General features: G+C 70.1%; 5 protein-coding genes. All 5 read left to right on the top strand.

The window, feature by feature from the left end; translation table 11 throughout:
- The first annotated feature begins 84 nt into the window (after window positions 1-84).
- The 5 genes from ACWD3D_RS02845 to ACWD3D_RS02825 all read left to right on the top strand — a co-directional run bounded on the left by ACWD3D_RS02845 (window position 85) and on the right by ACWD3D_RS02825 (window position 19,972).
- The gene (locus ACWD3D_RS02845; RefSeq protein ID WP_451459126.1) at window positions 85-1,659 is read left to right on the top strand and encodes an MFS transporter; all 1,575 of its coding nucleotides are present in this window, start codon (window positions 85-87) and stop codon (window positions 1,657-1,659) included.
- Window positions 1,660-2,059: 400 nt separating this feature from the next.
- Window positions 2,060-7,441: an acyltransferase domain-containing protein gene (locus ACWD3D_RS02840; RefSeq protein WP_451459125.1), complete on the top strand. Its 5,382-nt coding sequence runs from the start codon at window positions 2,060-2,062 to the stop codon at window positions 7,439-7,441.
- A complete protein-coding gene (locus tag ACWD3D_RS02835) occupies window positions 7,441-10,752 on the top strand; it encodes a type I polyketide synthase (RefSeq protein WP_451459124.1) in 3,312 nt (1,103 codons plus the stop codon). Before ACWD3D_RS02840 ends, ACWD3D_RS02835 begins: the two co-directional genes overlap by 1 nt.
- Window positions 10,749-18,842, top strand: a complete 8,094-nt coding sequence (locus tag ACWD3D_RS02830; protein WP_451459123.1) for a hybrid non-ribosomal peptide synthetase/type I polyketide synthase — start codon at window positions 10,749-10,751, stop codon at window positions 18,840-18,842. Before ACWD3D_RS02835 ends, ACWD3D_RS02830 begins: the two co-directional genes overlap by 4 nt.
- On the top strand, window positions 18,842-19,972 hold the full coding sequence (locus tag ACWD3D_RS02825; RefSeq protein WP_451459122.1) for an LLM class flavin-dependent oxidoreductase: 1,131 nt from the start codon (window positions 18,842-18,844) through the stop codon (window positions 19,970-19,972). Before ACWD3D_RS02830 ends, ACWD3D_RS02825 begins: the two co-directional genes overlap by 1 nt.
- Window positions 19,973-19,987 lie beyond the last annotated feature (15 nt).

Here is a 19,987-nt window from a genome sequence, read left to right as displayed (position 1 = left end):
GCCTTTTCCGGTCGTTCCCCCTCCACGGGCACGGGCGCCCGAGGCACACGCTGTAAACCAATCACGACTTCATCAAGGACAGTCATGAATCCCGAAATCAGCAGCGGGCGCCGCCGGGCGATCCTGGCACTGCTCGCCGTCACCGTACTGATCGTGGTGATGGACCTCACGATCATCAACGTGGCGCTCAACCCGATCCAGCAGAGCCTTGACGCGTCCAACGCGGAGCTCCAGTGGTCCCTCGACTCCTACCTCATCACCTTCGCGGCCTTCCTCTTCACCGGTGGGGTGTGCGCGGACCGGTTCGGCCGGAAAAGGACCCTGATCTTCGGGCTCGTGGTGTTCGGGGTCAGCTCGGCCCTGGGCGCGTACGCGGACGGGGTCGGTGAGCTCATCGTGTGGCGCAGCGTCATGGGCGTGGGTGCGGCCGTAGTGCCGACGGTCACGCTGGCGATCCTCATGCACGTCTTCCCGCCGATGGAGCGCCCGAAGGCCATCGCGGCCTGGGCCGGGGCGGCCGGTGTCGCCTTCGCCGTGGGGCCGGTGCTCGGCGGGGCGCTGCTGGAGCACTTCTGGTGGGGGTCGATCTTCCTCATCAACGTGCCGCTGATCGCCGTGGGCCTGGCTCTCATCGTCTGGCTCGTGCCCGAGTCCAAGAACCCCGCCCCCGCCAAGTTCGATCCGCTCGGCGTGCTGCTCTCCGTGGTCGCCGTCGGCCTCCTCGTCTACGGCATCGTCACGGGCGGCGAGGACAACGACTGGCTCGGCGTCGAGACGCTCGGTTCCATCATCGGCGGCCTGGCGCTGATCGCACTGCTCGTGGTGATCGAGAAGCGGATGTCGGCGCCGTCGCTGGACGTGAGCCTCCTGCGCAACTCCCGCTTCTCCGCGGGCTCGGGCGCCATCGCGCTCTGCTTCTTCGCGCTGATCGGTGCCATCTTCATCACGCAGTTCTACTACCAGGCGGTACTCGGCTTCTCGCCGATGGAGGCCGGCTTCCTCATGCTTCCGATGGGCATCGGTTCCGTCTTCATGTCGGCCCGCTGTCCCAAGCTCGTGATGCGGTTCGGTCCGCGCGCCGTCGTGGCCGCGGGGTCGGTCGTCATGGCGATCTCCTTCCTGATCACGAGCCAGTTCACCGAGGACACGCCGACCTGGCTGCTGATCGTGGCGCAGTTCGTCTTCGGCCTGGGCTGGGGCTCCATCATGGCGCCCGCCACCGCTTCGCTGATGTCCGTCGTGCCCCCGGTCAAGGCCGGTGCGGGCCAGGCCGTCTCGCAGACGATGCGTCAGGTCGCCGGAGCACTGGGAGTCGCCGTCATCGGCAGCGTGCTCGGTGGCGTCTACCGCTCGGGCATGGAGGACTCCGTGAAGGTCCTCCCCGCGCCGCTGCGCGAGGAGGCGTCCGGTTCGATCGGTGGCACTCTGCGCGCGGTGAACGCCGCGAAGCTCGGGGATCAGGCTCCCGCACTGATCGACAAGGCCGTGGACACCTATCTGTCGGGCATGGAGGTCACCATGTTCCTGGCCGCCGCTGCCGCCCTCCTGTCCGCCGCCGTGGCCCTGAGGTGGCTGCCGAAGACGGCTCCGAAGCCTCCCATGCCGCCGGCCGCCAAGCCCGCCGCGTCGACCGAGGAGGCCCCTGCCGCACGCGCCTGAGGGCTGCGCGACTCCGATCTCCGACCTCCCACGAAGGTGCCCGCCTGCGTATATCGCGGCGGGCACCTTCGCGTCACCGACTTGGCCATGATTGACACATGGAATTCAAGAGTCCAGATAACCGTGCGTAGTCCAGGTCGTCCGCACCGAAACCGAACGCCTTGGCGAATGGCGGCAAATCCGGCGGAATCGAATAGTCCAAATGCGCATGCGCTGACCGCGAGTAAAGCACCTTGACTTATGAAGATCTGCCTACGTAATGTCTCTCGCGTAGACCATGCAGGTGAGGCAGGGCATCCGCAGGTGGCGGGGTGGATCCATCCGAAATCTCCTCAGATTCGGTGGACATCAATTCCCTGCCGACCTTTTGGGTGCCCGCGTCGTCGAGGACGGGGGAACGGTGGCATTTGGCGATACCGAGAGGGCAGCGGCCGGCACGGACCTGGATACGCGTGGAGGTGTCTCCGCCTGGCTCCGCACCGAGGTCGCCGCCCTGGTGGGCAGGCCGGTCGGCGAGGTTCGCGACGACGAACTCTTCGCCCGGGCGGGGATGGACTCGATGCGGGCCACTAGCCTCATGGCAACCCTGTCCCGCCTGACCGGAAAGCACTGGTCGCCTGCTCTTCTGTGGGCGCACCCCACCATCGAAGCGCTGGCCGACCGGGTGGTGTCGGGCGAGGGCGCCGAACCGGCGACGGAGACGAAGTCGCCCACGACCGCGGGCGCGGGCCGCCGGGACGAGCCCGTCGCGGTCGTCGGCATGGCCTGCCGTTTGCCCGGCGCACGCAACCTCGACGAATTCTGGCGCCTGCTGGAAACGGGTATCGACGCGGTCCGCCCGGTCCCTGAAGGGAGATGGGAGATCGGGTCTCCTGACGGCGCGATTCCCGAGCTCCTGGAGGAAATGACGACCACCGAAGCCGGATTCCTGGACGGTCGCATAGATGAATTCGATCCACTGTTCTTCGGGATCTCTCCCAGAGAAGCCCAAGAAATGGACCCGCAACAAAGAGTTTTTCTGGAAGTAGCCTGGGAGGCGCTTGAGGACGCATCCGTCACGGAGAGCATCCTCGCCGGAAGCGACACCGGCGTGTTCGCCGGGGCGATCTGGCACGACTACCGCGACCTCGCTTCCGGTGGCCCCCGAGACCTGTCCTCCCACTCCGCCACGGGGCAGGCCCTGAATATGGTCGCCAATCGGCTTTCGTACACCCTCGGGCTGCGCGGCCCCAGCGTCGTACTCGACTCGGCCTGCTCGTCCTCCCTGCTGGCCCTGCACCTCGCCTGTCAGAGCATCTGGAGCGGTGAGTCGTCCATGGCCATCGCCGGGGGCGTCAACCTGCTGTTGAGCCCCGAGACCATGGTGTCCCTGAGCAAGTTCGGTGGCCTGTCGCCGGACGGCCGGTGCAAGGCGTTCGACGAACGGGCGGACGGCTTCGGCCGGGGCGAGGGATGCGGAGTCGTCGTCCTCAAGCCGCTTTCCCGCGCCCTGGCGGACGGGGACGACATCTGGTGCACGATCCGCGGCACCGCCACCAACAACGACGGACTCAGCAACGGGCTGACCGCGCCCAACCCGGCGGCGCAGGAAGAGGTGCTGAGGTCCGCCTACCGTCGCGCCGGCGTGGACCCGGCGCTGGTGCACTACGTGGAGACGCACGGCACGGGTACGGCGCTGGGTGACCCGATCGAGGCCATGGCTCTCGGCGCGGTGCTCGGAGTGCGCCGCCCGGAAGGCAGCCCGCTACGCATCGGTTCCGTGAAGACCAACGTCGGGCACCTGGAGGCGGCTGCGGGTATCACGGGTTTCATCAAGACGGCCTTGACGCTGAAACACCGGCGAGTGCCGCAGAACCTGCACTTCGAAAACCCGAACCCGCACATCCCCTTCGACGAACTGCGGCTCAAGGTTCCGACGGCGGCCGAGGACTGGCCGGAGGACGGAGAGCTTTTCGCCGGGGTGAGCGCCTTCGGCTGGGGCGGTACCAACGTCCACGTGGTGGTCGAGGGGCACCATGAGCCGGCCCCGGTCCTGCTCGCCGACAACTCCGCACGAAGCATCCCGGGGCGCCCCCGGATCGCCTTCGTCTGCTCGCCGTACGGCCAGCAGTGGGTGGGCATGGCCCGAAACCTCTTCCGCACCGAACCGGTCTTCCGCTCGGTCCTGGAGGGCTGCGACCGGGAACTCGCCCGCTACACGGGGTGGTCACTGGTCGAGGAACTCTTCCTGGACGAGGACCGTGCCCGCACGGACGACGTGGGTGTCATGCAACCCATCGTCTTCGCCATCCAGGTAGGCATGGCCGCGTGGCTGGAGGCCGCCGGTGTGCGTCCCGACGCGGTCGTCGGCCACAGCCTCGGAGAGATCGCCGCGTGCGTCATCGCCGGTGTGCTCGATCTGCCCACGGCCGTGCGACTCGTGCACCACTACAGCGACCAGCAGCGCCGGGTGGCGAACCCGGACAGCGGGATGGCTGTCGTCGAGCTTTCTGCGGCCACGATGGAGCGACGTCTCGCGGCGACGAACTCCTCCATATGCGTCGCGACCCACAACGGCCCGCGTACCACGGGACTGGCCGGCGACCGCGCCGAACTCGTCGAACTCGTCGCCCAGCTGAAGTCGGAGAAGGTGCTCTGCGCCATGATCCGCGTCGATCTGCCCGCCCACGGCCCGGCGATCGACCCCATCATGGCCGACTTGGAGCAGGCGCTTGCCGGACTGACTGCGGGACCCGGTCGTATCCCCGTCATCTCCTCGGTGACCGGTACGCCCCTCGACTGGCGAGACGTGAACCCGGCCTACTTCGTGAGAAATCTCCGCGACCAGGTGCGACTGGCCGACGCGACCGGGTACCTGCTCGGTCAGAAGTTCGATGTCCTGCTGGAGATAAGTACCAACCCGGTGCTCTCGTCGGCCCTCCAGCAGAGCGTCGACGACCTGGGACGCACCGCCACGGTCATGACCACCATGCGGCGTGGACCGGACGACCGTACCGGGCTGATCGAGACCCTGGACGCGCTCGGACGGCTCGGCGTGAAGGTGCGACTGCCGGACACCCGGGACGAGCCCGTCAGCGAGCTGTTCACCCTGTCCGCCAAGTCCCCCGAAGCCCTGGGCGACCTCGCCGGCGCTGTCGCCGACCGCCTGGCCACCCCCGGCCCGGACACGGAGACCCGCACCGGCGGCCTGCCGGCACTGGCACACGCCGCACTGCGCAGAGCCCACCACCCGTACCGGCTCGCGATCCCGGCGAAGTCCGAAGCGGAACTCGCCAAAGCCCTGAGAGCCCACGCCCGCGGCGAGGACACACCGGATCTGTACGTCTCCGACCGTGCCGCGGAGAGCAGGCCCCGAATCGCCTTCGTCTTCCCGGGCCAGGGTTCCCAATGGGCCGGTATGGGGCGAGAACTCATGCGCACGGAACCGGTGTTCCGTGCCGCCGTCAGAGCGTGCGACGCGGCGGCCCGCGTCCACCTCGGCTGGTCGATCGAGTCCGAACTGGCCTCACTCGACACGGAACTGACGGTGGACCGCATCGACGTCGTGCAGCCCGTGCTGTTCACGGTCGAGGTCGCGCTCGCGGCCCTGTGGCGCTCCTGGGGCGTCGAGCCCGACGCGGTGGTCGGCCACAGCATGGGAGAGGTCGCGGCAGCCCACGTCGCGGGGGTGCTGAGCGTCGAGGACGCGGCCCGGATCATCTGTCTGCGCAGCAGCCTCCTGCGCCGCGCCAGCGGGCAAGGCGCGATGCTCGCCGTCGAGCTCACCGTGGCCGAGGCGCGCGAACTCCTCCTCGGCCTGGAGGACCTGGTCTCGGTCGCCGTCAACAACAGCCCCCGGTCCACGGTGCTCTCCGGCGACAAGGAGATTCTGGCCGATCTCGCCGTGCGCCTGGAGGCCGACAAGATCTTCTGTCGGTGGGTCAAGGTGGACGTGGCTTCGCACAGCCCCCAGATGGACCCGCTGCGGCCCGATCTGCTCGCCGTGCTCGACGGACTCACTCCCCGGCCCGGGACGGTACCGGTCTATTCGACCGTCACCGGTACGGTGACGGCCGGCCCGGAGATGACCGCGGACTACTGGGCCGACAACCTCCGCGAGCCCGTGCTCTTCGGCGACCAGATCGCCCGTCTGGTGCGCGAAGGCATCGAGGTCTTCGTGGAGATGAGCCCGCATCCCATCCTGCTGCCCGCCGTCGACCAAGTCGCCGCCGAAGCCGGCCAGGGAGCGATGGTGCTCCCCTCGCTCCGTCGCAACGCGAACGAGCGGGACACCCTGCTCACGTCTCTCGGACAACTGCACACCCTGGGCGGAGCGACGCGCGTCGACCGCGCCCTCACCCCCGCACGGCGAGGCCGGAAACTGCCGCACTACCCGTGGCAGCGGGAGCGCTTCTGGCACGGGGCATCCAGCCGGAATCGCGGAACGGCCCCCGGGCCGTCCCGGGGGCTGCTCGGCGGCCGTATCGACTCGGCCATCCAGCCGGGCACCCACTACTGGCAGGTGAACCTCGGCGTCGGGACGGCGGGCATGGGGGACCACCGGATCGGCGGGGCCGCTCTCGTGCCGGGCGCGGCCTTCGTCGAGATGGGACTCGCGGCGGTGCGCCAGGTGTTCGGCGACCACGGGCACGACCTGTCCGACGTCCTCTTCCAGCAGCCGGTGATCCTCACCGAGGACGCCCCCCGTCCGATCCAAGTGGTGCTGGAAGGCACACGGCCGGAGGGGGCGCGCATCCGCTTCTTCCACCTGACCGAGAACGGTCCGGTCTGTGTGGGTCAGGCGTCGGTGTCGGCCCCGGCGCGGAACAGACCTCCGAAACGCGTCGACATCGGCGGCCTGTCCGAGCGGATGCCCGAATCCGCCGACGGCTCCGCCTACTACCGGTACCTGGCCGACTGTGGCCTGGGCTACGGGCCCGCGTACAGGGGAATCAGCCACGTGGCTCGCTCCGCCACCGAGAGTCTGGCGAGGATCGGGGCCGACACCCAGGCCCAGCGACACGTCGCCGGTTACCTCGTGTCCCCCACCCTCCTGGACTCCGCGCTGCAAGCGGCCGTCGCACCGCTGCTCGGGACCGAGTGGCGCATGGAAGGCGGATTCCTCAGCGAAGGGATCGGCCGGGTGACGGTGTTCGGCACGATCCGGGGAGAGGTGTGGGCGCACGCCGTCAGCCGTGGCGACGGTGACGCCCGACGAGAAGTCGACGTCCGGGTGTACGCCCCCGACGGCACTCCGCTCGCGGAGGTCGCCGGGCTGCGGATCGTACGGTTGGCATCCGTACCGGTCATGGCCGCACCGCGCTCCACCGGCACGGACGAAGGGGCGGCGGGCACCCCGACGGCCCCGGCCGATGAGCTGCGGACTCTCCTCGCGTCACTTCCCCCGGGCCCGGAACGCCGAGCGGCGATCGAATCCTCCGTCCGGGAGAACATCGCCCACGTGGTGAAGCTCCCCGTGCGCCGGATCGACCCGGCCCGACCACTGAAGGCCCTCGGGATCGACTCCCTCATGTCCCAGGAACTGCGCAACCGTCTCGAAAGGGCCTTCGGGGTCCCTCTGTCGGCCACGTTGATCTGGAACTACCCGACGGTCCGCGACATCGTTCCGTTCCTCGCCGAGAAGCTGGGCCTCCAGGACGAGGCCGTCGCCGGCCCCCCGCCTCCGGTCCCGCCCGCACGGAGACGTGGCGGCGACGAACCGGCGCAGCCTTCCGCCGCGACCCCCGAAGAACTCCTCGAAAACGAACTCGCTGAGCTCAACGAGCGTATGGAGACCATCTGATGAGCGGCACCTCTCGTGCGACCCCGAGCGGGTCCACGGCTGCCCCCGAAACCCCCGTCGCCAAGGCCCTCGCGGCCGTTCGGCAACTGCGCGGGAAGATCGACGTGCTGGAGCGCCAGAAGCGGGAAGCCATCGCGATCGTCGGCATGAGTTGCCGGCTGCCCGGAGGCGTGGCATCGCCCGCCGACCTGTGGAAGGTGGTGTCGGAGGGCGTCGACACCATTGGGGAGGTGCCCCGGGACCGCTGGGACCTGCGCCGGACGCAGCGCGCCGAAGACGTGGCGCCGGCGTACGGGGGCTTCATCGACGAGGTCGACGGATTCGACCCGTACTTCTTCGGCATCTCGCCGCGCGAGGCGGCCCGGATGGATCCGCAACAGCGGCACTTCCTCGAAGTGGCCTGGGAGGCGATGGAGTCGGCGGGGCTCACCCGGGAGGCGCTCAGGGAGAGTCAGACCGGCGTCTTCGTGGGCGCCAACGCCTCCGACTACCTCCAACTCCAGTTGGAGGACGCCGCCGGGATCGACACGTACACCGTGGTCGGCGGGACGAACTGCATCATCTCCAACCGTCTCTCCTACCTCTTCGATCTGCGCGGCCCCAGCCTCACGGTCGACACCGCCTGCTCCTCCTCGCTCGTGGCGGTGCATCTCGCCTGCCAGAGCCTGCGCGGCCAGGACTGCGACACCGCCGTGGTCGGCGGGATCAACCTCATCCTGTCGCCCCGTCTGGCCCTGGCGCACGCCAAGGGACTGCCCCTCGCACCGGACGGCCGGTGCAAGACCTTCGACGCCACGGCCAACGGTTACGCCCGAGGCGAGGGGGTCGGCGTACTGGTCCTCAAACGGCTCTCCGACGCGGAGGCGGACGGGGACCGGATCTGGGCGGTGATCCGCGGGTCCGCGGTCAATCAGGACGGCCTGACGAACGGTCTGACCGCCCCCAACGGGCGAGCCCAGCGTGCCGTGATCACACAGGCGCTGCGCAACGCGCGGATCGAACCCTCCCAGGTGACCCTGCTGGAGGCCCACGGCACCGGAACGGTGCTGGGCGACCCGATCGAGGTCGAGGCCCTGAGCGCGGTCTACGGGGACACGAGCGCCGGTGCGGCGCCGTGCTCGCTCGGCTCGGTGAAGACGAACATCGGCCACCTGGAGGCGGGGGCCGGCATGGCCGGCCTGATCCGGGCGGCCCTGAGCATCCATCACCGCGCGATCGCACCGCACCTGCACCTCTCCACCCTCAACCCACACATCGATCTCGACGGCACCCGGCTGTCCATACCGACGTCCCTGCGGTCCTGGGACGTACCCGACGACCAGCGCCACGCGGCGATCAGCTCGTTCGGGGCGGGCGGCACCAACGCGCATGTCGTTCTCGGCCCCGCCCCGGCGGACACCGGAGCCCCGGACAGCGATTCCGCGGCCGAAGAGGGCCCCTGGCTCCTGCCGGTGTCCACGGCCACCGCCAACGCACTCGTGCCCATGGCCCGGGCCTACCGCGACCATCTGCTGTCGGCCGAGGGGCAGCGCCACTCCTTCGCGGAAACCGTGCACACCGCGACCGTGCGCAGGTCCCTGCACGAGCACCGGCTCGCGGTCGTGGCCGGCTCGCACGTCGAGGCGGCAGACCGGCTGACGCGGTGGCTCGACGGGGAGGAGCCGGCCGGAGTCGTCACCGGACGGGCGTCGAACTCCATCGCGGACCGGACCGTTTTCGTCTTTCCGGGGCAAGGATCCCAGCGCGCCGGCATGGGCCGTGAACTGCTGCGTACCTGTCCGGCCTTCCGTGAGGCCGTGACCGAATGCGACCACGTGATGCGCGAGTGGCTGGGTGGCCGCTCGATCATCGACGAGGTGCTGCGGCTCGACGGCAATGCCCGGCTCGACCGCATCGACATGATCCAGCCCGCCCTCTTCGCTGTCGCGGTCGGACTCGCCGCGCGATGTCGTTCCTTCGGGTTGGAACCTGACGCGGTGGTCGGTCACAGCATGGGGGAGGTCGCTGCCGCCCACGTGGCCGGAGCGCTCACCCTGGAGGACGCCGCCCGCGTGATCTGCCGACGCAGCGCCCTGTTGCGCCGCATCAGCTGCCAAGGCGCCATGCTGGTGGTAGCCCTGCCCCGGGAGGACGCGGGGCGGCTCGTCGAAGGACTCCACGACAAGGTGTCCGTGGCCGTCAGCAACAGTCCGACGTCCACGGTGCTGTCGGGTGACCCGTCGACCCTGGTCGAGCTCGCGGAGGAACTCCGCGAGCGCAATGTGTTCTGCCGGCCCGTGAAGGTGGACGTCGCCTCGCACAGCCCCCAGGTCGACATTCTGCGGGACGAGCTCCTCGCCGACCTGGCGGGGCTGACGCCGCGTCGATCCCGCGTCCCCATCCTCTCGACCGTCACCGGAATGTGGTCCGACGGTTCGGACTTCGACGCCGGTTACTGGCTCCGCAACCTCCGCGAGCCCGTGCTGTTCTGGGACGCCCTGGGGACCCTCATCGGCGAGGGACACGGCGTGTTCATGGAGATGAGTCCGCACCCCACTCTCCTGTCCGCGGTCGAGCAGGGCTTCGAGTCCGCCGGGCGCGAGGGGCTGGCGCTGCCCGCCATGCGGAGGGACGAGCCCGAGAGCCACGGCATGCTCGAAATACTCGGCGCGCTGCGCACACAGGGCATCCCGGTGCCCGCCGAGGAACGGGTACGGCCGCCGCGTTCCCGCCCGGTCCCGCTTCCTGGGTACGCCTGGCAACACGAACGGTTCTGGTTCCGGGAGGCCGGGGAGCGGCCCGCGCCGACCGCCTCGCCCCAGTCGGTCGCTCCGGCCCCCCAGCAGCCGGACCGGCCGGAAACGGGGCCGACCGCGGAACTGCTCGACCGTCTGACGGCCATGGCGGAGGCCGAGCGCCCCGAAGCGGTCACCCGCTTCGTACGGGATGCCGTGTGCGATGTGCTGTCGATGCCCCCGGACCGCGTCGACCTCGATGCGGGCTTCTTCCAGATGGGTATGGACTCGCTGCTCGCCGCCCGCGTGCGCAACAGGCTCGAAGCCGGATTCGGACGCAAACTGCCGGCCCCCGTCATGTTCGAGCACCCGTCGGTAGGGGCGCTCTCCGCGCACCTGTGGGGGCTCGTCGAGCCGTCCCGGCGTCAGACGTCCGTCGCACCGGGCTCCGATCCTGTGCTGCCGTCGCCCCCCCGAGCCGCGACGTCCGCCCCGGCCGCCCCGAACTCCATGGACGACCTGACCGAAGAAGAGCTCCTGGCGCTCCTGGCCGACGAAGTCCGCGCCTCGACCCGTACCGCAGGAGGTTCCCGATGACCGAGAACGGCCTCGAAAAGCAGAATGTCCTTGCCCAGAGCCTGCGGGAGATCCGCAGGCTGCGCGCGGAACTGGACGCGTCGAAGGCAACCATGACGGAGCCCGTCGCCATCGTCGGCATGGGATGCCGCATGCCGGGCGGGGCCGAGAATCCCGAGGAGTTCTGGGAGTTCCTGAACCGCGGCGGAGACGGCATCGGTGACATTCCGGCTTCCCGGTGGGACGCCGGTCAGTTCTACGACCCCGATCCCGACGCGGCGGGGAAGATGTCCACGCGACGCGGCGGGTTCCTCGACGGAATCGACCGGTTCGACCCGGCGTTCTTCGGCATCTCGCCCCGGGAGGCCGCCGCCCTCGACCCGCAGCAGCGCCTGCTGCTGGAGGTCGGCTGGGAGGCCCTGGAACACGCCGGGCAGGCTCCGGCAGGGCTCATGGGCTCGGACACCGGCGTGTACTTCGGGATCACGACGTACGACTACACGCAGTCGATGATGCAGCAGGTCGACCCCGCGGACCTGGAGGCGTACAGCCTCACCGGCAACGCGTCCACGTTCGCGGCCGGCCGGCTGTCGTACTGGCTCGGTCTGAACGGCCCGAGTCTCTCGGTCGACACGGCCTGTTCCTCCTCCCTGGTCGGAGTGCACCTGGCCTGCCAGAGCCTGCGATCCGGCGAAGTCGACCTGGCCCTGGCGGGCGGCGTCAACGTGCTGCTCTCGCCCGAGTGGTTCGTCGTCGCCTCCAAGGCCCACATGCTGGCGCCGGACGGCCGGTGCAAGACGTTCGACGCCGGCGCCGACGGTTACGTCCGCGGCGAGGGCTGCGGGGTCGTCGTGCTGAAAAGGCTCTCCGACGCCCGCGCCCAGGGCGACCGGATCCTTGCCGTCATCCGCGGTTCAGCCGTCAACCAGGACGGCCGCAGCAGCGGCGTCACCGTGCCGAACGCCTCGGCCCAGCAGGCGGTCGTCCGCCAGGCCCTGCGGGCCGCCTCCGTCGAGCCGGCCCAGATCGACTACGTCGAGGCGCACGGCACAGGGACCCCCCTCGGTGACCCTTTGGAACTCCGCGCCTTGGGCGCCGTCCTCGGAGACCGGGGCGACTCGGCTCCGCTCATGGTCGGTTCCGTCAAGACCAACGTCGGGCACCTGGAGCCGGCCGCGGGTGTCGCGGGGCTCATCAAGGTCGTGCAATCCCTGCGGCACGAGCGCATTCCCCCCCACCTGCACCTGTCCGAGATCAACCCCGAGATAGGCATCGAGGAACTTCCCGTCGAGATTCCCACCGATGGCGTGCCCTGGCCCCGGGGGAACAGACCCCGCCTCGCCGGACTGAGCTCCTTCGGTGCGAGCGGGACGAACGCCCACCTGATCATCGAAGAGGCACCCGCGGACGAGGCCCTGCCGGCCGACGACGCGGTACCCGAGCGCTCGGCGCAGGTGCTCACCCTCTCCGCGAAGTCCCCGGCGGCGCTCACCGCCCTGGCGGACCGGTACGGCGACCGGCTCGCGAACGCCACCGACGCCGAACTCGGAGACATCGCCTTCACCGCCGCCACCGGCCGGTCGGCCTTCCCGCACCGGCTGGCGGTCACGGCCTCCTCCGCGAAGGAGATGGGGCAGCGGCTGGCCCAGTTCGCGGCCGGGGAGCAGCCCGCCGGAAGCCGTCAAGGGCTCGTCCGCGCGGGTGACCGGCCGCGCGTCGCCTTCCTCTTCACCGGACAGGGCTCGCAGTACGCGGGCATGGCAAGCACTCTCTACGACACGGAGCCCGTCTTCCGCCGGGTGGTCGATCACTGTGCTGATGTACTCGACCCGCTGCTGGACCGCCCTCTGCTGTCCGTGCTCTACCCGGCACCGGAAGACGCCGGCCTCATCCACGACACCTCTTGGACGCAACCCGCGCTCTTCACCGTCGAGTACGCCCTGGCCGAGATGTGGCGTTCCTGGGGCGTGGAGCCCTCCGCCGTCCTCGGCCACAGCATCGGCGAACTGGTCGCGGCCTGCGTCGCGGGCGTCCTGGATCTCGACGACGCGCTCCGGCTGGCCGCGCACCGGGGCCGGCTCATGCACGAGCTGGCCGGCGAGGGAGCCATGGCCACCGTGTTCGCCCCGGAAGAGCTGGTGGCTCAGGCGCTGCGGCCCTTCGAGGACGAGCTGGCGCTCGCGGCGGTGAACGGACCGGAGAGCGTGGTGGTCTCGGGCAGCGTCCAGGCGGTCGAGACCTTGCTCGGGGAACTGGCGGGCCAAGGCGTGCGGGCGAAACGCATGACGGTCAACCGCGCTTTTCACTCACCGCTCATGGACCCCGCGCTCGACGCCTTCGAACGGGCGGCGGAGGGCGTGGTGTTCCGCGCCCCTCGGATCCCGCTCATCTCCAACGTCACCGGGGACGTCCTGGAAGGAGAGCACGCCTTCTCCGCCCGCTATCTCCGCGAGCACGCGCGCGGGGCGGTCCGGTTCCACGACGGGATGAACTCGCTGCACCGACAGGGCTACCGGACCTTCCTGGAGATCGGCCCCGCCCCCACGCTGACCGGTCTGGCCATGCGCTTCCTGAAGAGCGCTACCGGCGACGGGCAGCGGGAGGAAGCGATGTTCCTGCCGTCGGTCCGCCCCCGCCACGACGACTGGCGTGTGGCCCTGGACAGCCTGGGCGCCCTCTTCACCAGAGGCGCCGTCGTCGACTGGGAGCGCTACGACGCGCGGCGCGGCCGCCGCCTGGTGGAACTGCCCACGTACGCCTTCCAGCGCGACCGCCACTGGTACCGCGCGAGCCGGCGCAGAACCGCCGCCGCAGAGGTCCCGTCCCCGGCTCCGTCCGCGACGCTGCTCGGTGAACGAGTGCCGTCCCCTCTGGCGGCAGCACAGTTCTCCTCGCGGCTCGGAACCGAGGCTCACCCGTGTGTGGGCGACTGTGTGATGGACGGGCTGCCGGTGGTCAACATCGGGGTCTACCTGGAGACGGCGTTCGAGGCGGGCAGGGAACTGTTCGGCTCGGGGCCGGTGCTGGTCGAGGACTGCCTGGTCCTGCAGAGCCTGATCCTGCAGCCGGGTGCCCAGGCCGACGTCAACCTGGTGGTGGAGCGGGACGACGCCCAGGAGGAGCGCGTGTCCTACCGCTACTTCGCCGCCGACGGCCAGGGCGACGACGCGCGGTGGGTCCTGCACGCCCAAGGCAGGATGACACCGGGGCAGGGCTCGCGAACCGCCGACGCCGACCTGAGCGCCTTGCGTGGCCGGCTCACCGAGGAGATCACCGGCGGCGACTTCTACCACCGCATGTGGCGGCGCAAGCTCTATCTGGGCCCCTCCGCGCAGTGGGTGGAGCACATCCACCGGGGCCCGGGCGAGGCGGTGGCCCGGATGAGAGCCCCGCGCCCGGGAGAAGACGCCTACCGGCTGCATCCCGGTCTGACGGACGCGCTCTTCCAGACCCTCTTCGCGTGTCTGCCCCCGGACAGCCCGGAAGACGCCACGTACATGCTGGTCGGCATCGACCGTTTCCTGCTGCACCGCGGTCCCGGCGACGGCGTGACGCACTGCTGGGTCAGGCTGCTGCCCTCGTCCGACCCCTCCGCGATGCTGCTGGCCGAAGTCCGGCTCTACGACGACCAGGGTCGAGTGCTGGCCGAGGCGGACGGCGTCTGTCTCCGGCGCGCGGACCGCGATCAACTGGAGCGGGCGGCGCCCCCGGAGCAGCGTGCCGGCGACCGGAGGACCGCCGCCGTGCCCGCGATCGCGCAGGCACGGCCCTCGGGCCCTGAGGCGGTACGGAAGCTCCTGGTCCACACGGTGGCCCGCGCCCTGGGGGCCGACGAGGCCGGTCTGGACGCTCACGAACCCTTGCAGAATCTCGGCCTGGACTCGCTCATGGCCCTCGAAGTGAAGGAGGCCCTCTCCGCCGGGCTGGGGGTCTCGCTCCCCCTCGTGATCTTCCTCGACGGCCGCAGCGTGCATACGCTCGGTGACGAAATCCTCGGACTGCTGGCCGAGGAGACCGGGGGCGGCGAAGGGGCCGTCTCGCCCGCCCCGGAGGACGGCGGACTTCCCACGCTGGTCCCGGACGAGTCCAGCCGCTACGAGCCGTTCCCGCTGACCGACCTGCAGCAGGCGTACCTGGTCGGCCGGTCGAGCGCGTTCGAGCTCGGCAACGTCTCGACGTACTTCTTCATCGAGGTGGACGTGGAAGGGGTGGATCTGGAGCGTCTCACCGAGTCGTTCCGGACGATGATCGCCCGCCACGACATGCTGCGCGCCGTCATGACGGAGGACGGGCACCAGAGGGTGCTCCCCGAGGTGCCGGACTACCTGATGCCCACCACCGACCTCCGTCCGTGCGGAGAGGAGGAGCGGGACCATCGGCTGCGACAGATCCACGAGGACGTCAGGGACCAGGTGTTCGACACCGCGCGCTGGCCGCTCTTCGACGTCCGGGCCACGCTGGTCGACGAACGCGTCACCCGCCTGCACATCGGCCTCGACGCGCTGATCATCGATGCTTGGAGCACGTCGCTCCTCTTCCGCGAGTGGGCGGACGCCTACCGCGACGGAGCAACCGCTCTGCCCGAAGTCCCCCTGACATACCGGGACTACGTGGTGACCGCGCGCTCCATCGAGGGCACCGCGCTGCACGAGGAGTCTCTGCGGTACTGGCGCGAGCGCGTCGCATCGCTGCCACCCGCCCCCGAACTGCCCCTGGTCAAGGACCCCGCGTCCCTCGACCGGCCGACGTTCGCCCACCGCTCGGACCGCATCGCGGCGGACAGCTGGGCGCGGTTCAAGAAGTTCGCTTCGGCGGCCGGCGTCACCCCCTCGGCGGCGCTGTGTACCGCGTACGCGCAGGTACTCGCGGCGTGGAGCAAATCGAGCCGGTTCACCCTCAACGTCCTGTTCTTCAACCGGCTTCCCCTGCACCCGGACGTGGGCAACGTGGTGGGGAACTTCAGCGCCACCACGTTGCTGGAGATCGACAGCGCCGCGACGGACGGCTTCTCCACCCGCGCCGAACGGGTGCAGCGGCAACTGTGGAACGACCTCGAACACAGCCATGTGAGTGGAGTCGAGGTGCTCCGCGAACTTCAGCGGGTACGCGGAGGCGCCGGCCGGGCAGCCATGCCCGTGGTCTTCGCGAGCACCGTCAACTTCGCGGCCAAGGAAGACTCCGCGGCGGCCACCGGACTCGCCCAGCACCTGGTCTCGCTCGGGAGCGGTGGCCGGGAGGTATCCAGCTCCATCCGCACGCCCCAGGTGTGGCTCGACCACCAGGTCGTCGAGGACGCGGGCGCGCTCATCGTGAACTGGGACGTCATCGAGGAGCTCTTCCCCGACGGCATGGTCGACGCCATGTTCGCCGCCTACGTCGAGGTCCTGCACGGACTGTGCCACGACGAGCGGGCGTGGCAGGGCCCCGCACCGGTCCTCGTCCCCGACGCCGATCTCGCCACGCGCCGGGAGGTCAACGCCACCGGGGCCCCGCTGCCCACCGGCCTGTTGCACGAGCCGTTTCTCCGCCACGCCGCCCTTCATCCGGAGCGCACGGCGGTGATCGCGGTGAACCGCACGCTCACCTACGGGGAACTCGATACGCACACCGAGCGGCTGGGCAACTGGCTGCGCGGACAGGGAGCGGGCCCGGGCTCGCTCGTCGGCATCGTGATGGAGAAGGGCTGGGAGCAGGTCGCCGCGGTGATAGGCGCGCTCAAGTCCGGAGCGGCCTACGTGCCGATCGACGCGGCGGTCCCGGCGGAGCGGCTGCGACTGCTGATGGAGACGGCGGGCATCACACTCGTCCTCACCCAGAGCGGCGTGGCCGAGCGGGTCGAGTGGCCGGACCACACCGTGCGGCTGAACGTCGACGGGCCGGAGGCGGAAGCGCTGGACGCGCGACCCCAGGGACCGTCGGGCGCCTGCCCGGAGGATCTGGCGTACGTGATCTTCACGTCGGGCTCGACCGGCACGCCGAAGGGCGTCATGATCGAGCACACCGGCGCACTGAACACGGTGCTCGACGTCAACGACCGCTTCGGCGTGACGGAGGAGGACAGGGTGCTCGCCCTGTCCGCGCTCAACTTCGACCTCTCGGTGTACGACGTGTTCGGCATCCTGGCCGCCGGCGGCGCCGTGGTCCTGCCGGAGCCGGAGGCCCACCGCGAACCCGGGCGCTGGGCGCGGCTCGTCGCCGACCACCGGGTCACCCTGTGGAACAGCGTCCCCTCCCTCATGGACATGTTCACCGAATACGCCTTGAGTGAGGGCTTGGGCGACACGTTCGCGCTGCGCACGGTGATGATGAGCGGAGACTGGATTCCCGTCACCCTTCCCGACCGCATCCGCACCCTGGCTCCGGAGACGGAAGTGTGGAGCCTGGGCGGGGCGACGGAAGCGTCGATCTGGTCGATCCTCCATCCCGTCGGCGAGCTCGATCCCGCATGGACGAGCGTTCCGTACGGCAAGCCGATGCGCAGTCAGCAGTTCCACGTACTCAACGATGCGATGCAGCCGTGTCCCGTGTGGGTGCCGGGCCACCTGTACATCGGCGGTGCCGGCCTCGCCCGCGGCTACCTCGGCGACCAGGCCAAGACCCGCACCGCGTTTCTGCGGCACCCCACGACCGGCGAACGGCTCTACCGGACCGGCGACCTCGGGCGCTACACGCCGGACGGAACCATCGAGTTCCTGGGCCGGGAGGACTTCCAGGTGAAGATCCAGGGTTACCGGATCGAGCTCGGCGAAGTCGAGGCGGCGCTGCTGCAATGCGGCGGAGTACGGGCCGCCGCCGTGTCCGCCACGGGCGAGCGCCAGGGCGCCAAGCAACTTGTCGCGTACGCGGTGCTGGAGGACGGGCACGATCAGCGTGACGCGGCCGACGACCTGCGCGAGGCGCTGGGCAAGGTGCTTCCCGCCTACATGGTGCCCCAGCACATCCTGGTGCTCGACCGGCTGCCGCTCACCGCGAACGGCAAGGTCGACCGGGCGGCGCTGCCCGTGCCGGGGACGCGCACCGACAACGGCGCGGCGGTCGCGCCGCGGGACGACGTCGAATCGGAACTCGCTTCGATCTGGACGGAGTTCTTTCCCGACTCGCCCATCGGGGTGCACGCCGACTTCTTCGCCCTCGGCGGTAACTCGCTGCTCGCCGTGCGTCTCACGGCTCGCATCCACAGCCGGCTGCGGTGCTCCCTTCCGCTCTCCGCCCTGTTCGCCCGCCCGACGATCGCGCTGCTCGCGCAGGCGGTCCGCGACGCGGGAACCGGACTGCGGCGTACGGCCCTCGTTCCGGTCAGGACCGGAGGGAGCAGACCTCCGCTGTTCTTCGTGCATCCGGTGGGCGGAGACGTTCTCTGCTACGCCGGACTCGCCTCGCTCCTCGGGGAGGACCAGCCGTTCTACGCCCTCCAGGTGCCGGACGAGCCGGAGTTGACCACGGTGGCCGAACTGGCCGCCCATTACGCCGAGGCGATCAACACGGTCGCCCCGGAGGGCCCTTACCACTTGGGCGGCTGGTCCATGGGCGGCGTGGTGGCACTTGAGACAGCCCGGCTGCTCAACCGCTCCGCGGGGCCGAGGGTGGAGAAGGTGGCCGTCATCGACCTCATGGAGGCACCGGGGCCGACGGACGACGAGAACGTCGACGACGCACTCCTGCTCTCCTGGTTCGCCCGCGACCTCGCGGGTCTCAACGACAGGGCATGGACACCGGGCGCGGAATTCTTCCGGAAGCCGGGCGGGGACGCCGAAGCTCTGCGTCTCCTTCATGCCGAAGCCCTGCGGATGGACCTGCTGCCGGCCGACATCGGCCTGGAGACCCTGACCGCCCTCTACGAGCGGTTCGCGCGCAACTTCCGTGCACTGCTCCGCCATCGCCCGGAGACCTACGACTTCCCCGTCCGCTTCTTCCGTGCCAGGGACGGTGCCACCGAAGAGGTCGCCGCCTCCTGGCAGGAACTGTTCACGGGCGACTGCCACGTCGTCGAAGTGCCGGGCGATCACTACACCGTCATGCGGCAGCCGCACCTGCGGCTTCTCGCGGACGAACTGGACCGCTGGCTCGAAACATCTCCTACGCGTTCACGACACGACAAAGGAAACATCTGATGACCCTCCGCTTCGGCGCCTTCATCCCGCCGTTCCACTCGCTCGACGAGGACCCCACGACCGCGTTCTGGCGGGACCTGGAACTGATCGACTGGCTGGACCAGCTCGGGCTCGATGAGGCGTGGGTGGGCGAACACCACTCCGGCGGCTGGTCCACCGTCAGCTCTCCGGAGGTGTTCCTCGCCGCCGCCGCGGAACGGACCCGCCGGATCAAGCTGGGCACCGGGGTTGTCAGCCTGCCGTACCACCACCCGCTCACCACCGCCAACCGCATCGTGCAGCTCGACCACCAGAGCGGCGGACGTGCCATGTTCGGGATGGGCGCCGGCGTCTCTCCCGCGGACGCCCACATGATGGGCATAGCGGTCGGAGACCAGCGGCGCATGATGGCCGAGTCCCTCGACGCGCTGGTGCAGTTGCTGACCGAGCGGGAGCCGGTCAGCATGAAGACGGACTGGTTCGAGCTGCGCGACGCCCGGCCGCACCTGGAGCCGTACACCAAGCCGTGTTTCGACATGGCGGTGGCCAGTGCGGGATCCGAGCGGGGAATGCGTCTGGCGGGCCGGTACGGACTGGCCTCCCTCACCTTCGCGGGACGGCCCGGCATGGAAGAGCCTCCGCTGGCCCGGCTGTGGGCGGCGGCGGAGGACGAGGCGGCCAAGAACGGGAAGACCGTCGACCGGTCGAAGTGGCGCGTCGCCAAGTGCGTGCACATCGCGGAAACCCGCGAGGAGGCCCTGAGCCAGGTCAGGGACGGAATGGCCCGCTGGTTCCGGGAGTACGTCCAGGACACGGTCGGTGCCCCCGCGAACCTGCCGGAGGGCCGCGAGGCGGAGGTGGCGGTGGAGACGCATACGGCCATCATCGGATCGGTCGACGACGCGATCGAGGAGATCCAGCGCATGGTCGACGAGAGCGGTGGCTTCGGCACCCTCCTGGTCAACACCCAGGACTGGGCGACCCGCGAGCAGACCAAGCGCAGCTACGAACTCCTCGCCCGCTATGTGGCCCCGCACTTCACCGGGGCTCTGGAGAGCCGCCGCCGGTCGCAGCGGTGGGTCTCCGAACGCCGGAAGGACTTCGCCGCCCAGGCCGGGGAGGCCGCCCGGCAGTCCCCGGCCGGTCGATAGGCGGCGGGGAGAGGT

It is taken from the genome of Streptomyces sp. NPDC002690 (assembly GCF_053592415.1).
Note: the sequence above shows the minus strand (reverse complement) of the source record. Positions and strands in the feature narration are given on the sequence as shown.

Bases quoted from the DNA above. Each gene is read 5' to 3' on its own strand.
- ACWD3D_RS02845 (WP_451459126.1), top strand. From the start codon at position 85: ATGAATCCCGAAATCAGCAGCGGGCGCCGCCGGGCGATCCTGGCACTG.
- ACWD3D_RS02835 (WP_451459124.1), top strand. From the start codon at position 7,441: ATGAGCGGCACCTCTCGTGCGACCCCGAGCGGGTCCACGGCTGCCCCC.
- ACWD3D_RS02830 (WP_451459123.1), top strand. From the start codon at position 10,749: ATGACCGAGAACGGCCTCGAAAAGCAGAATGTCCTTGCCCAGAGCCTG.
- ACWD3D_RS02825 (WP_451459122.1), top strand. From the start codon at position 18,842: ATGACCCTCCGCTTCGGCGCCTTCATCCCGCCGTTCCACTCGCTCGAC.